Below are 15,153 nucleotides of genomic sequence, written 5' to 3'. Positions count from 1 at the left end.
CAAAAGGGCAGTGCCTAAAATCATATAGGCGCTGCTTTACAGGATCATTTTAGAATGCCATACGGAATTTTATTTCAACCAAATGAAAGCCAAATTGGCTTTTCACTGGACCATGCAAGACGTGTTCAGCCGCAGTAAAGACCAGTTTATCAATAACGGGCACCAATTGTCCCTTTTTCACCTCACCCAGTTCACCACCACGCTTACCTGAATTACAGGTCGAGTATTGTTTGGCAATTTTGGCAAAATCGGCACCATCTAAAATTTTCTTTTTTAACTGCTCAGCTAACTCTTTATCTTTGACCAGAATATGTCGAACAATGGCTGTTTTCATTTGATCTTACCTCGCTTGATTGCTGTCGTTTTAGCTACCTGTTTCAAGGGTTGGCATTGTGGGCAGAAGACACTTGCACGTTGCCCCAGTTTTAAATTTTCCAATGTTGTTTCACAGTTCACACACATTTCACCAGCACGACCATAAGCGAGCAGGGTTTGTTGAAAGTAGCCATTTTCCCCCATCGCGTTACTATAATCTCGTAGCGTTGATCCACCCAGTTGAATGGCGTGCTGTAAGATTCTTTTGGTTTCCTGCACCAGTTTTTCAATTTGCTGCATAGATAAACTTGAGGCTATTTGTGCTGGATGTATGCCCAAATTGAATAGGCTTTCAGTGGCATAGATGTTGCCTACACCTACCACCACATGATTATCCATGAGTGCAATTTTTATGCCGACCTGTTTGTTTTTCAGTTTTTGGCTTAAATATTCTGCATTGAATGTTTCGCTGAGAGGCTCAGGTCCTAAAGGGGCAAGCAGTTTTGCTTCAGTTTCTGCATCCCACCAAAGAATACAGCCAAAGCGACGCGGGTCGTGATAGCGCAATTGAATGTCATCAAATTGAAGAATTAAATGATCGTGTTTGCGTTTTTCTTCATGTGTTTCACACAATCTAAAACTGCCAGACATGCCTAAATGCCAAAGCATCCGATCTTGTTCAAATTCCGCCAAAATATACTTAGAGCGACGCGTGAGTTTGAGTAGTTTTTGTCCTTGTAAACGGTGCAAATCATCAGGTATCGGCCAGCGTAAACGTGGCTCAAAGACTGTAACGGATTGAATATTTTGCCCAATCAGCGGGAGCAGGCTGGTTTTGGTGGTTTCAACTTCAGGTAATTCAGGCATAAGCTTCAAAATGACGGTTCTAGGACAACAAGGCTAATATCGGGCTGAATAGGCGGGAATGCAAGCCTTTTCAAAATCTGATCGCTTTCTTTTGAGGATGGGACTTCAACAATAGATGAAAAGAGTATTTGCAGCCTCGGCATAATCTGTATAACGTGATAAGTCACGAAAATTAGAATGATGAGGCATCGCATGTCACGCTTATTTCAGTCCATTCAGTATGGTTCACTCTCTGTAAAAAATCGCATCGTAATTGCGCCAATGTGCCAATATTCAGCCAACGATCAAGGTGAGCTGAGCTATTGGCATGAACAGCAATGGGCAAATTATGCCTTATCTGGTGCGGGGTTGTGTATTGTGGAGGCGACAGCAGTGCAACCTGAAGGACGAATCAGTTTTGCCGATTTAGGATTGTGGAATGATCGACAACGCGATCAAATGCAGCAGTTATTGAAGAAAGTACATTCAATCTCTCCAATGCCTTTTGCGATTCAATTGGCGCATGCAGGGCGTAAGGCATCTACGGATAAGCCTTGGTTAGGCAGAGGACAATTTACTCCAACAGAACAACATGGTTGGCAAACCGTTTCTGCCAGTGAGGTGACATTTAATCCGAAAGATATTCCTCCACATGCATTATCGACGGCTGAGCTTAAACAGGTTCAGCAAGATTTTGCCCAAGCTGCCATTCGTGCTGTGGATGCAGGATTTGATTTAATTGAGTTACATGCAGCGCATGGTTATTTGTTGCATCAATTTATGTCACCACTGGCAAATCAGCGTCAGGATGAATATGGTGGCGAGTTTGAAAATCGCATTCGGATGACCTTAGAAACTTTTCAAGCCATACTTGATGTTGTACCTCAAGGCTACCCAATTGGTGTGCGTCTTTCGGCCCAAGATTGGTTTGATGGCGGTTGGAAGGTTGAGGAATCGGTTGAATTGTCGAAACGCCTGCAACAATTGGGCGCTGCCTATATTCATGTTTCCAGTGGGGGTTTACATGTAGAGCAGGCGATTCAGATTGGCGCGAATTATCAAGTTCCGTTTGCACAAGCTGTGAAACAAGCCATTGATATTCCAGTGATTGCAGTGGGGTTGATTACGGAAGCTCAACAAGCAGAACAGGTGTTGCAACAAGAGCAAGCTGATGCCATCGGTTTGGCGCGTGCCATGTTGTACGATCCGCGTTGGCCTTGGCATGCTGCAGCAGAATTGGGTGAAACTCTGGAAATTGCACCGCAATATTTGCGTTGTCAGCCGCATGGCGTGAAGCAATTATTCAAGCCATTTTCGGAATAAACCAAGGCTGAATTCATTGTTGGCGTAGAACCTTCCCGCAATCATACCGTGATGATTGCATGCTAAAGCATAGCAAGGAGGCATTTTGAAAAAGCGTTGGTATGGAGTACACATGTGGTCTTAAGTATTATTTTGCCGATTATATTGTTGGTATTGCTTGGGTTTGCCTGTGTCAAAGGTGGCTTAATCCTGTCTGAACAGATTAAAGCGCTCAGTGCCTTCGTGATCAAGATCGCATTACCTGCATTTTTATTACATGCCTTAGCCAGTCGTAATCTAAATGAGATTTGGCACCCGAGTTATTTCATTGCGTATGGTGGTGGCTCATTACTGCTGTTTGTTTGTGCCTTTGTTTTATATCGGCATTATTTCCAGCATCGCTTAACTGCTTCGGCTGTTATGGCGATGGGGGCATCGATGTCAAATACAGGATTTATTGGTACTGCAATTTTGACCATGCTGATTGGTCAACATGCGGCAATTTATATTTCTCTGACATTGATTATTGAAAATCTGCTGATTGTGGCTTTGGTGTTAATGATTGCTGAGGCAGGACTACAGCAGCAGGGCAGTTTTAAACAGGTTGCCCTTCCAACGTTGGTTAATCTGCTGAAAAACCCCGTCATTTTAGCCATTATTTTAGGGATGAGCTGTGTGTTATTGGGGCTAAAATTGCCCGCTGCCATCGATCAGATTCTAGCAATGCTGGGGAAGACGGCATCGCCACTGGCGTTGTTTGTGATTGGTGGGAGTTTGGTGGGTATAGGTTTTAAAGCTGTTGATATACAAAGCCTTGTTTTGGTTTTCTTTAAAATTATTCTAATGCCATTGACCATTTTTCTTCTGTTTTCGGTACTGCCGAATGTCAGTCAGGAAATGTTGTATGCAGGAACTTTATTGGCGGCATTGCCTATGCCAATTGCGTTTGGCATATTTGGACAGACTTATGGTTTGAATGAAAAAGCACTCACGCCTTTAATGCTCAGTACGGTACTGGGTTTTGGGGTTGTGAGTGGGCTAATTGCATTTTGGTGGGGATAGAAGTGCCGTACTTTCTAGCCATAAAAATGCCCATCTTTAGATGGGCATTTTTATATGAGCAAGTAATCAGGATAAATTAGCTTTTTTTCGCGGCTTTAGTGGATGATGCGGTTGATACTTTCGCCTGTTCAGCCATCATTTTTTCAACCACGGCTAACGATTCCTGTGCTTGTGGTACATTTTCTTTGGCAAGTGCCACGAAGATTTTTTTCGCTTCAGGCAGATTTTGCGGCACGATATTGCCATTGGTAAACATATTACCTACTGCCATTAATGCAGGAATATAACCTTTTTGTGCCAAGCTTTGAATGCTGGCTAAACCTTGCTTAATCGGAGCTTCATCTTTGTTTTTGAATCCAGTGCTAATGTCATACAAGGCTTTAGCGTGAAGGGCTTGGAAATTCCCTTTTTTGATTAAAGGATCAAGCTTTTGTAATGCCAGTTTGTCCGAGGCTGGGTTATTTTCAGAAAAAAGTAACACCGCCAGATCAACTGTTGCATCGCTAAAACCTTTAGCAGAGGCTTTTTCAAAATACTGTTTTGCTTTCGCTGTATCTTGTTTTAAACCCAAAGTACCTGCTAAATAATTTTTGCCAAGTACATAGTCCGCAACGGGGTAACCTTTACTGGCAGATTGCTCGTAAAGCTGAATGGCTTTCTTTTCATCTTTGGTTGTGCCTTGCCCCATTTGGGTTAAATAACCTAAATTGTAAAGGGCTTGAGCATTGCCTGCCTTGCCAAGTTTTTCCAATGCCTGATAGGCACCCGTCATATTATTGGCTTTGACCATGGCTTCGACTTCAGTAAAAGCGGGATCTGCTGTAGCAGGTTTGCTTTCGGCAAATGCGAATTGTGTGGACATCGCGATTAAACTAGCAAGAATTATTTTTTTCATCTTTTAAAAACCTTGTAGGGCATTCACACAATTCCATCTGTGTGTCGGGTAGAGAAACAAATATATAATAAGTTGAATTGACCGAATGTAAATATAGCAATTGTGTTTTGCTTAAAATTATTGTTATTGATTTGCCAATATTCATCAGTGTTTAAATTCACTCAATTAGAGCTTGTGAACGTAACCACGCCATATACCCGATATGGGGTGGTGAATATGACAATTCATGTATCTTGGCGGGCAGAGTGGAATCTTAAAGTTTACACCAAATGATATTTTCGCCATCTAAATCTACAGTAAAACTAAATTTGCTATCATCACTTACCAATAAAGAATTCGGTGTTTTCAATAAGACTTTAAGAATCGTGCCTTCTTCGAAGACTTTCGCGGTGTGATTTTCTTTTTCTAGGGTAATTGGTTTAATCAGTTCGATGACAAATGATTCCATATTATTCTCCTCATCAATTTAGTTAATTTTATGGCAACAGTCTAACATTATTCCTTTCAGACATAGATTGCCCTACGTCTGAAATACAAAAAATTTCATGGAATAACGATGAAAAAATTCTATCGATCTTGATAAAAATCGAAACTCTATTTCACATCTTGCTGCTTTTTTAGTAATAGCCAATCTATAAGCAATATATAGGGAGGCTGATTGATTACCAATATAATCATTATGTAAAAGAATCAATCGTTATGGACGAAAGGTCAGTGTTGGAATGTGAAACTCTAATGGATAAAAAATTATGCGATTGATCCACAAAAAGATTGCGCAAATGAGAATTATTTGCATAAATAAATGATTACAAAAGAAAAAAGTACAAATATCTGCAAAAGTTCGTACCAGAAATTACAAAATTAGGATTAGTATTCCAAGGATATCCATTCAAATAATTCAAGGATTTTCGGGTTCAATGTTTAAATCATTTTTTCCAAATCCCAAATGGTTTTTTATTTCGGTGTTGATCTGGTCAGTACTTAATATGACGTTGTGGTACACGGGAGGAAATACATGGGGGAGTGCCATTGGATGGCCACAGGGATATACCAATGCTGAGTTACCTGTCGGCGTGAGTCGCTTTTGGTCACCTTCATTTTTATGGTTTTATGTCTGGTTCTTTATTTCAACTGCACTCTTTGCTTTGTTCTGGAAGTTTTTTTCCAACAATAAATGGCAACGTTGGTCGATTTGGGGTTCTGCCTTTATTTTGTTTAACATCTGGTTTGGCGTACAGGTCAGTGTTGCAATCAATGCTTGGTATGGTCCATTTTGGGACTTAATCCAAAATATGTTGGGCAAAGGCGGTAATATTAAAGACCTATATATGGGCACCTTAACCTTTCTCTATATTGCGATGGTCGCAGTGACTTTTGCCGTGATTAACGCTTTTTTTACCAGTCACTATGTATTCCGCTGGCGCACAGCAATGAATGAATACTATACGGAACGCTGGGAAAAACTACGCCAAGTTGAAGGGGCATCACAGCGTGTGCAGGAAGACACCATGCGTTTTGCCACCATTATGGAAGATTTGGGGGTCGAGCTGATTAAAGCCATTATGATTTTGGTCGCTTTCTTGCCTATTTTATTTGATCTGTCCAAACATGTGCCCGTATTACCGATAGTGGGAGAAGTTGAGCATTCACTGGTCTGGGCATCTATTATTTGGGCAATTTTTGGTACCGTATTATTGATGGTAGTGGGGAATAAGCTGCCAGGTTTGGAATTTAATAATCAGAGAGTGGAAGCAGCATATCGTAAAGAATTGGTATATGGAGAAGATCATGTAGATCGTGCGCAGCCTGCAACCTTAGCTGAACTTTTTAGTCGCGTACGCAAAAACTATTTCCGTCTGTATTTTCATTATGCCTATTTCAACTTGGTGGCAACGTGGTACCGACAACTTGATATTTTATATAGCTTAGTGGTGCTATTTCCGTCCATTGCAGCAGGAAAAATGACCTTAGGTTTGGTCAATCAGATTGGTAATGTTTTTGATAAAGTTCGTGAATCTTTCCAATATTTAATTATGTCTTGGAAAACCATTATTGAACTGTTGTCCATTTATAAGCGTTTGAAAGCCTTTGAATCGATTTTGGATGAATAATCGAACTGTTTATCGATTGAAAAGAGCCTGCATTTTGCAGGTTTTTTTATTTTGGCAAATAAGGTAATTCTGTTCAAAAATATGAAAAGCGTTAAACTAAAAATAATGATGACAATAAATAGCAGTATATTCCTGATGAAATGTATCACTTATTTTATTTCTGTAACATGTTTAACTGCGGTTAGTGCGAGTGTGTTAGCACAAGACATTCAAGGGATGTCCTTTTCTCACGAAGACTGGGAGCTTTATTGTAGCAATACAGGCACATGCCGTGTGGCGGGTTACCAAAATGATGATGTCAATCAATCAGAACCTGCATCAATACTTTTGACGCGTCACGCAGGGGCGAAGCAAACGGTAAAGGCAGAATTTGCTTTAGCGAGTTTTGAAGAAGAAGAATTGCCTGTGTCTAAGGTTCGGAATATTCATTTTTTTGTGAATGGTCGGGACTTAGGTGCGGTGAGTGTGGAGGGCAATGAGCTTCCTTTGATGGGGACGCTGTCTAAGTTGCAAGTGAATGCTTTATTAGAAGTTGCGGCTCAAAATGTCAAAATTGAGTTTAAGAATCAGGATTTACATTGGCAAATCTCTGATAAGGGCATGACTGCGACACTGTTAAAAATGGATGATTTCCAAAAACGGATAAATACTGTCAGCGCTTTGATTAAAAAGGGACGCAACAGTGAAGCTGGAGTTTTAGCGGCTGCTCCAAAATTCGTGGTGAAACCAGTGAAGACAGCAAATCAACCTTATCGGACTTTAGCACCAACTCAAGCACACTATCAGGCATTGTATAAAACGTTGATGTCATCGCAGCCTAAAACGGAAGATGTTGCTGAAGGTTTTTGTGAAGGGATATATACAGGTGATGGACAGGAACCACAACCGATTCAACTGTATAAACTGAGTGGACAAAAGGTATTGGCCACAACGCTGTGCTGGCGTGCCGCCTATAATGAAGGTTATGGCATGTGGATATTAGATACTTCACTTAAAGGTCCTGCAACTTTTATTACCGAAACTGCGTCAGATTTTTCGGAGGGGCATATTTATAGTGGGCAAAAAGGACGAGGCATTGGCGACTGTTGGGCTATTGCAGAATGGGTGTGGAATGGTCAACAGTTTGTGCAAACGGTCGATCGTTGGACAGGCATGTGTAAAGGTTTAGCCGCAGGAGGCGTGTGGGAGTTAGATAAAATTGAGGCAGTGTTGAAGTAGTTGGCTGATGATCATGTATTGAAACTAGGGTGGGTTGCCTAGTTTTATTTAATTGATATAAAACAATATTTTATTAGAGTGCATTCCTATAGAGCCTATTTAAGAAAATTGTGTTAATTGATACAACGAAAAATTGAAAAGTAGAAATTGTTTAACATTAAATATAGTTTGCTTGATCTAGTTTTCAGTAAAAAATAAAAATGAAGAATAAAATCAGTGACCTATGGTTTGTTATTTTATGTAATTTGCGATATTTTTAAATAATAAAATAATTATTGAGAACGACGACGTGAATGTAAAACAATTTATTTTCATTGGGGCGATGGGAATGACTTTACAGGGATGTAACCACATCGGTAATTTCAGTACCGATTCCATCAATAAATATGCTACACCACAAGCGTTAATTGACCAGAAAAAATTGAATGCTGCGAATGGTGGTGCGAAAGAATATGTTTATGATTGGGGACAACAGCAAAAAAGCACTGAAACTCAAGCGTTATATCCACGTAAGTATTTAGGCAGTTATTGTCATGCTAAAGGTGGCAAATTTGCCTTGCTGTATAAAAGTAATTTGTATTTAGTCAAAGATCAGACACAGAAAAAACGCCTGACGGGAAACAGTAATGTGAAGCAAGGTATCGGTGCTTATGAATGTGTATTACCTAATGAGCGTTGGATTGTTTCGATTGAACCAACAGCAGAAGGAAAGTTGGAAAGTCGTCTTGCAGCGCGTGTTGTGAGTTTACAAACTCGGATGCTGAGTGCGGATGAAGCCAAGCAATGGTATAAAAATGTAGCATCAAACTCGGCAGAGAAAAAAACAGCGAAGAGCGCTACAACGACAAAAAATAGCAAAACCGAAATAGCCAAAGAGCCTGACAATAAAAAAGAAGCAGAGAAAAAGAAAGAAAGTAAACCTACTGTAGTAGAAGCAACGCAAACTGTAACTGCTCCAGCAGTTGAAACACCGCAACAGCAGCAGCTTAAAGCTTATGTCACCGCTCGTCGTGATTTAAGCAAAGGGACCAATAAGTTAAATGCCTGTAACAATGCCCAACGTGCGTATAACTATGGCAAATTGGCAGGAACCAATGCAAATGTATACACAGATTCAGGCATGCTCGTTGCACGTTGTTTGACCAGTGTGCCTGCATACAGCACTCGTTTTTCTAACCCGAAAGGACAAGCCGATAAAATTCTGCAAAATCTTGCTAGCAACTATAACCATGCAGGTGCTAAGCGCATGTTGAAACAGGGGCGATAAGTCGTTTAATGGTCAGTTAAAGTGGATCAATGGAACTGGGGCAGTCAGCAGCAGACTCAATTGAAAACGCATACCTTATTACAAAATTAAGGGGGCTATTTTTATTGGTATTGGAACAAATCACCGACCATACATCATCAATCGCCCGTGATGAAATAGCTCATCTATGGGTTGCGTTCCCAACATGTGGTCTGGAACGCAACGATCATTACTTAAGATAAAATGTCTTAAATCTGAATAGTTGCACCAAGTGCTTTTACATATTGTGCTAACCAAGCAGGGTGTGCAGGCCAAGCAGGTGCTGTGACCAAATGTCCATCTGTCACCGCTTCTGTTACGGCAATATCGGCATAGTGACCACCTGCCAGTTTCACTTCTGCTGCACAAGCAGGATAGGCTGAACAGGTTCGGCCTTGCAATACATTGGCAGCAGCCAGAATTTGTGCACCGTGACATACCGCAGCAATCGGTTTTTTCGAAGTATCGAATTCTTGCACAATTTCAATGACACGGGCATTCATGCGTAAGTACTCAGGCGCGCGGCCTCCCGGAATCACCAAGCCAATATAGTCTGTGGTATTCACTGCATCAAAATCATGATTAATGGCAAAGTTGTGTCCACGCTTTTCGCTATAGGTTTGTTCCCCTTCAAAGTCATGAATTGCCGTGGCAATACTGTCCCCCGATTTTTTATCTGGACAGACCGCATGTACGGTATAACCCAGTCCTATCAAAAATTGAAAAGGCACCATAGTTTCGTAATCTTCGGCATAGTCACCGACCAGCATGAGAATCTGTTTAGGCATGATTTTTCCCTCTGTGTTGTTATGTTTTACCATAGCATAGCCCGATGATCAGTTTAAGTCAGGCTTTATTGTCTTTAGTCGTAATGAATTACCAGTAGGCGGATGGAAAATAAAAGACATCCAATATTATGGTGATCATCAGTTGTTTTAGACCTGAGCTGCATTAAAATGCGGGTCTGTCGTATAGCAATAACAAAGGATAATAAAGATGAGTGTGAAGCACTGGGTTTCAAAAAGTTTGTTATGGGTCGCAATCAGTTTTTCTTCAATGACTATGGCTGCGGACATGACCAACTATCGGGGGATGGGGACTACGAAACAAGATTTTCCGACGTTTAAAGTTTTACAAGCAGGTGGCTTTATTGCTAAGAAACCTGAAGTTTCCCGTTATGACTACAATGATGTATTTCGCATTAAAAAACCGCTTAAGTTTATGGGGCAAAGTGTGGTCGCGGTGTCGGATGAATATATGTCACAGTATGTTGGCTGTTGTGTCAGTGAAGGTTGGGGGGCTGTATTAAGCAAAACTGCGGACTTGGCCGCATTGCAACAATTTGCCAAAAAGAATCAGTGTACTTTAGGCCTTATAGCAAACGATAATACGGATTATTATAGTCATATTCTAAAAAGACGCCCGCAAGCTGAATATTATGAGCTGTCTTGTCGGGAGCGAGATTTAGCGCAATATTAAATCATGTTTTGTCCGACAGTAGATGCCATTCGGTGAGTTGGATTCACTCCGTATCTAATTAGAAAAATGATGAAACCCGCACAATGCGGGTTTATTTACCTTTATGATATTTTTATAGAAAACAAGCGCCTGCGGTTGCACCAAAGAGCATGACCCAAAGAGGATGTATTTTCTTAAACAGGCTCATTACTGTCGCAATTGCAATGATAGCAATCAGTAAACTATTTTGTGCCGAAGCATCGGCAATAATCCACGCACTGACCAATACCAAGCCCACCGTAATGGGTTTTAAGGCTTTTTCAAAGCGTTCGCGTAGAGGATGGTCTTTAAACTGATTCCAGAATTTGAGTGCGAATACCGTAATCACGGATGAAGGCCCAAATTGGGCAAATGAGGTGACCAAGAGTCCAGCGGGGCCTGCTACATGCCAACCCACCAACGGAACAATCATCATATTAGGGCCGGGCGCTGCCTGTGCCATCGCAAACATGGTGCTAAATTCTGTAGCAGTTAACCAGTGATGCACTTCGACCACTTGATGTTGTATTTCAGGCAAAATGGCATTACCACCGCCAAAAGCCAGTAACGAAAGCTGAGTAAAAACGATGGCTAAAGCAATCAGAATCATGCGTTTTTTGCTCCTTTATTCAGGCTTAAAACTGTGATGTTAAGCGCAACTAAAATCAGCAAAGTCAGCAGCAAGGGAATTTTGATGACCAGCATAAATAGAAAAGTCATGCCAATGGTCACCCAAGTTAAATAACGTTTTATAATGGGACGCAGCATTTTCAGCCCCACCGCAAACAACAAACCTGCGGCAGCCGCTGCCAAACCTTCAAGCATGTGTTTGACCATGGGAATGGACTGAAATTGGGTGTACAGTTCATACAGCATAATCACAATTAAAGTGGGTGCCGAGATCAAACCCACCGCAGCACTAATTGCACCTTTAATTCCTTGAAATTGATAGCCAATTGCGACTGACATATTGATGATATTGCCGCCAGGCAGTAGTTGGCACACTCCAAGTAAATGAGTAAATTCCTCAATCGTCAGCCATTTACGATCATCCACAATCATACGGTGTGCCAGTGGCAGTACTCCACCAAACCCCATCAGACCAAGTTTCATAAACCCCATAAATAATTCCTGATTATTGGGATGAATGTCTTGCTCCAATGTCATGACTTCAGTTTTCATTGCTGACCTCACTTGTTCTAATGTCAAAAGTATGCGCCTGTTGCGTTATAATGAAAAATTCTATTTATGGTGTAATCCATACCTAAAAAGTATGTTTAATTTGGAGGGCGGAAGATGGATATACACAAGCTCAATGCCTTTGTGGCAGTGGTAGAAGAAAGCAATATTTCACGTGCAGCCGTTCGTTTAAATATGCAGCAGCCACCTTTGACCCGCATCATTAAAGGTCTGGAAGATGAATTGAATGTGCAGCTACTGAAGCGTTTACCGCGTGGCGTAGAGGTAACTGAAGCAGGAAAAGTGTTGTATCAGGAAGCCCTGACCATATTGGCGCATGCACAGGCGATTCCACAGCGCGTGAAGAACATTACCCAAGGTTTGGAAGGGCAATTGAATATTGGCTTTACCAATTCGGTTGGGTTACATCCTTTTTTACCTGCCTTGCTGCGGAGCTTCCGTGAAGCTTTTCCTGCGGTGTCGATTCATCTGGAAGAAGATGGCAGTAACTCACTGATTGATTCCATCAGCAACGATAAAAACGATATCGTATTTTTACGCAAACCCGCACCGATTGGTTTGGGACTAAATAGCTTGCCTGTATTGGATGAGCCATTGATTGTGGCGATGCCGAATAATCATCCATTGGCAGAACAGCCAGATGCAATCCAATTGGTAGCTTTAGAGCCTTACGATTTTGTGCTGTATCGCCGTTTAGCAGGGCAAGACTTATTCGACAATATTATGGCGAGTTGTTATCAGGCGGGGTTTAGTCCCAAAATTGTTCAAGAAGCCCCACGGTTAACCTCCAGTTTAAACTTGATTGCGGCAGGTATTGGTTTATCCATTGTGCCCGAAGCTATTCGAGATTTTTGGAACAAACAGATTGTGTATAAGTCGTTAAAGGCAGAGCCACCATGTATTGCCCCAATTTATGCAGTGTATAAGGACAATCCTGAAAATGTACGTTTACAGCATGTGTTGCAATTGTTGGGTAGACAGCACCATGAGATACAGAGTCATAACAACCAACGCTAAAGTCCTGTGCTACAAAGAAGCCAATCAGTTATTGGAATTCAGCAGATGTCAGTTCAGCTTGTGAAAACTCAGGGGAAATGGTCGGGTCTTGGTCGTGCGGTGTTGTTGGTAGCCACGGTTTTGGGTGCAACGCAGATGAGTATGGCGAGTACGACGGTCGATCAACTGAGTGACTGTTTGGTGAAATCGACTACGGCGACCGATAAAACCGCCGTGTTGCAATGGACCTTTGTGGCGTTATCGACGCATCCCGATTTAAAGCAGTATAGTCAGGTCACAGAAGACCAGAAAACCGCATTGGATAAAAACGTAGCGCAGGTGTTACAGCGCATTTTGGTTGAGCAATGTTCGGCACAAACTAAAGCCGTGATTCAGGCAGAGGGCATTCAAGCCGTAGGCGAAAGTTTTCAGCAGTTGGGGCAGATTACGGGCGAGGAAATTGTAAAGAATACCGAAGTGAAGCAACAGTTGAATGGTTTGTTGCGTTATGTGGATTTGAACAAGATGGTGACGACGTTTTTGACGCCTGAGATTTGGAATAAGTTGGGTGTGGTGAGGTAATAATACTTAAGAGGAATTCTTTTCTTAGCTCTCTTTTTTAAAAGAAGAGGGAATATCATATGAGATAAAGCCTCATTTGTTAAAGGAGTTCGATGATCAATTGGTAGACTAAATTGTGCCAACATTGATATTGTAATTATTGGTTTAATAGTTAAAATGTTCATATTATTTTCAATAAAAATAGAGTGTTATGAGTAATATTAGCGACCATAAAATTCTTAGTATGAAAGTTGAGAACTTAAAAAATTTAAAAGGCTTAGAAATAGACTTTTTAGGGAATAATGTTACTGCGATTTTGGGTCCTAATGGTAATGGTAAATCCACAATTTTACATGCTTTAGCATGTGCATATTCCTCACTAGATAATGGGAAAGGAGAGGAATATAAATTTAGTGATTTTTTCTTACCTAATACAGACGCTCTTTGGAATAATTCTAGTCTGACTATTAATTATTCATTTAAAGATAGGCAGCAAGAACATGTTATTAATAGAAGTTATCAAAAGAATGCTGACCGTTGGAGTCCTCGTTATGTGAATAGGCATAAACGAGAAATTTATTATATAGGTATTGATAAATGTGTACCAATGATTGAATCTGAAAAGAAACAATCACGTGTTAATTATTCTACTAGTTCTGTTAATACTTCAGATATTGAAAATGTATTAACTAAAGCATCTTATGTACTTAATAAAACTTACACTCGCTATAATACTCATAAATCTTCATCCAAAGAATTCATTGGTGTTGAAGTTGGTGGTTTAAAGTATTCTGCCTTGAGTATGAGTGCAGGTGAGCAAAAAGTTTTTCATATTTTAAAAACTATTTATGAGGCTAGTAAATATTCACTAATATTGATCGATGAATTAGATCTATTACTACATGATTTAGCTTTACAAAAGTTAATTGAAGTTATAGTTGAAAGAGCTAATTTAAAAAAAATACAGGTTATTTTTACAACACATCGTGAAAGTATTGTTGAACGAACAGATATCAATATAAGACATATTTATAGTTCTACTGATAAAACATTTTGTTTGAATGAGACTAAACCAGATGCAGTTACTCGTTTAATTGGAGGACCAATTAGATCTGTAAATATTTTCGTTGAGGATGATTTGTCTAGAGCTATTGTTAATCATGTTGCTTCAAAATTGAAACTTAAAAGACATATTCAAGTAGATCGGTTCGGAGCAGCCTTAAATTGCTTTACTATAGCTTCTGGCATGTTCCTAAATGATAATAACTTAAGAGATTACTATTTTGTATTAGATGGTGATGTATATGTATCTGATGATGAAAAACGAGATGAAATCCGGAAAAAGTTAGTAGGTGATGATCCTTTAATGGATGAGCTGCAGATGAAAACTTTTAATTCTATTTTTCAATATAATTTGCCTGAAAAAACATCACCTGAAAAGTTTATGTATCTGACATTGTTAAATGATTCTTTTGATGAGTATCAGCTTGATCAAGATGATCAGGAAATAATTTACTTGGTTAGACAATTACCTTTGCCATCAGAGAATCATGGATTTATCAATGATTTAATAGAACAGCTAGGGGACAGTAGGGAGGCTGGATTGACGAAAATTATTCGGTTACTTTCGAAAACTAGTGCGTGGGATAATTATATTAAACCAATAAATGACTTTTTATTACCTTATACGGCAACCTTATTGGAGCCGACGACACAGGTAGCTTAGATAAGAAAACCCGCTCTAAAGCGGGTTTTCTTTTTAGAAAATATCAGATCAACCAATCAATTTCTTCATTAATTCATTTACTTGCGCAGGGTTGGCTTTACCTTTTGCAGCTTTCATCACTTGATGCAAAAAACTGTTA

General features: G+C 40.2%; 16 protein-coding genes and 1 pseudogene. 9 read left to right on the top strand and 8 right to left on the bottom strand.

Translation table 11 applies throughout. The features are described from left to right. Positions 1–49: 49 nt before the first annotated feature. Both M5E07_RS13070 and mutM read right to left on the bottom strand, forming a co-directional pair. Positions 50–334 carry a peptidylprolyl isomerase gene (locus M5E07_RS13070; RefSeq protein WP_016165366.1) on the bottom strand — a complete coding sequence of 95 codons (285 nt, stop codon included), beginning with the start codon at positions 332–334 and terminating at the stop codon, positions 50–52. Then, entirely contained in the window at positions 331–1,182 is an 852-nt protein-coding gene (gene mutM / locus M5E07_RS13065) for a bifunctional DNA-formamidopyrimidine glycosylase/DNA-(apurinic or apyrimidinic site) lyase (RefSeq protein ID WP_252219823.1), read from the bottom strand. Before mutM ends, M5E07_RS13070 begins: the two co-directional genes overlap by 4 nt. 192 nt (positions 1,183–1,374) lie before the next feature. On the opposite strand from mutM, the gene M5E07_RS13060 reads away from it, so the two are divergent. Continuing rightward, a complete protein-coding gene (locus M5E07_RS13060) occupies positions 1,375–2,484 on the top strand; it encodes an NADH:flavin oxidoreductase/NADH oxidase (RefSeq protein ID WP_252219820.1) in 1,110 nt (369 codons plus the stop codon). A 114-nt stretch (positions 2,485–2,598) separates the two neighbouring features. Beyond that, positions 2,599–3,525, top strand: a complete 927-nt coding sequence (locus M5E07_RS13055; protein ID WP_252219817.1) for an AEC family transporter — start codon at positions 2,599–2,601, stop codon at positions 3,523–3,525. 76 nt (positions 3,526–3,601) lie between these two features. Here the strand turns inward: M5E07_RS13055 and M5E07_RS13050 are convergent, their stop codons facing one another. After that, entirely contained in the window at positions 3,602–4,420 is an 819-nt protein-coding gene (locus tag M5E07_RS13050) for a tetratricopeptide repeat protein (protein ID WP_252219814.1), read from the bottom strand. A 253-nt stretch (positions 4,421–4,673) separates the two neighbouring features. Next, complete coding sequence (locus M5E07_RS13045) at positions 4,674–4,868, bottom strand: hypothetical protein (RefSeq protein ID WP_116760028.1); 195 nt, start codon at positions 4,866–4,868, stop codon at positions 4,674–4,676. A gap of 469 nt (positions 4,869–5,337) precedes the next feature. Between M5E07_RS13045 and sbmA the strand changes: the two genes are divergently transcribed. The 3 genes from sbmA (at position 5,338) to M5E07_RS13030 (ending at position 9,016) form a co-directional block, all read left to right on the top strand. Next, positions 5,338–6,531 (top strand): peptide antibiotic transporter SbmA, encoded by a 1,194-nt coding sequence (gene sbmA, locus M5E07_RS13040; protein WP_252219812.1) that lies wholly within the window; start codon positions 5,338–5,340, stop codon positions 6,529–6,531. Between the two features lie 144 nt (positions 6,532–6,675). After that, positions 6,676–7,749 carry a DUF1176 domain-containing protein gene (locus M5E07_RS13035; protein ID WP_434087814.1) on the top strand — a complete coding sequence of 358 codons (1,074 nt, stop codon included), beginning with the start codon at positions 6,676–6,678 and terminating at the stop codon, positions 7,747–7,749. Positions 7,750–8,038: 289 nt separating this feature from the next. Continuing rightward, complete coding sequence (locus M5E07_RS13030; protein ID WP_252219806.1) at positions 8,039–9,016, top strand: hypothetical protein; 978 nt, start codon at positions 8,039–8,041, stop codon at positions 9,014–9,016. A gap of 227 nt (positions 9,017–9,243) precedes the next feature. Here the strand turns inward: M5E07_RS13030 and M5E07_RS13025 are convergent, their stop codons facing one another. Then, positions 9,244–9,822, bottom strand: coding sequence for a DJ-1/PfpI family protein (locus tag M5E07_RS13025; protein WP_252219804.1), 579 nt, complete (start codon positions 9,820–9,822; stop codon positions 9,244–9,246). Positions 9,823–10,030: 208 nt separating this feature from the next. Between M5E07_RS13025 and M5E07_RS13020 the strand changes: the two genes are divergently transcribed. After that, positions 10,031–10,513, top strand: a complete 483-nt coding sequence (locus M5E07_RS13020; RefSeq protein WP_252219801.1) for a hypothetical protein — start codon at positions 10,031–10,033, stop codon at positions 10,511–10,513. Positions 10,514–10,625: 112 nt separating this feature from the next. Here the strand turns inward: M5E07_RS13020 and M5E07_RS13015 are convergent, their stop codons facing one another. Continuing rightward, on the bottom strand, positions 10,626–11,141 hold the full coding sequence (locus M5E07_RS13015; RefSeq protein ID WP_252219799.1) for a chromate transporter: 516 nt from the start codon (positions 11,139–11,141) through the stop codon (positions 10,626–10,628). Then, complete coding sequence (locus M5E07_RS13010) at positions 11,138–11,713, bottom strand: chromate transporter (RefSeq protein WP_252219796.1); 576 nt, start codon at positions 11,711–11,713, stop codon at positions 11,138–11,140. Before M5E07_RS13010 ends, M5E07_RS13015 begins: the two co-directional genes overlap by 4 nt. A 114-nt stretch (positions 11,714–11,827) precedes the next feature. Between M5E07_RS13010 and M5E07_RS13005 the strand changes: the two genes are divergently transcribed. The 3 genes from M5E07_RS13005 to M5E07_RS12995 all read left to right on the top strand — a co-directional run bounded on the left by M5E07_RS13005 (position 11,828) and on the right by M5E07_RS12995 (position 15,014). Beyond that, positions 11,828–12,748, top strand: a complete 921-nt coding sequence (locus M5E07_RS13005; RefSeq protein WP_252219794.1) for a LysR family transcriptional regulator — start codon at positions 11,828–11,830, stop codon at positions 12,746–12,748. A 45-nt stretch (positions 12,749–12,793) separates the two neighbouring features. Next, positions 12,794–13,309 carry a hypothetical protein gene (locus M5E07_RS13000; RefSeq protein WP_252219791.1) on the top strand — a complete coding sequence of 172 codons (516 nt, stop codon included), beginning with the start codon at positions 12,794–12,796 and terminating at the stop codon, positions 13,307–13,309. Between the two features lie 190 nt (positions 13,310–13,499). Further along, complete coding sequence (locus M5E07_RS12995; protein ID WP_252219788.1) at positions 13,500–15,014, top strand: AAA family ATPase; 1,515 nt, start codon at positions 13,500–13,502, stop codon at positions 15,012–15,014. Positions 15,015–15,062: 48 nt separating this feature from the next. Here the strand turns inward: M5E07_RS12995 and M5E07_RS16375 are convergent. Beyond that, positions 15,063–15,152: pseudogene (locus tag M5E07_RS16375) on the bottom strand (hypothetical protein); the annotation flags it as partial. Position 15,153 lies beyond the last annotated feature (1 nt).

The organism is Acinetobacter tibetensis (genome assembly GCF_023824315.1).
Classification (GTDB): domain Bacteria; phylum Pseudomonadota; class Gammaproteobacteria; order Pseudomonadales; family Moraxellaceae; genus Acinetobacter; species Acinetobacter tibetensis.
This window is presented reverse-complemented; position numbering and strand designations above follow the sequence as displayed.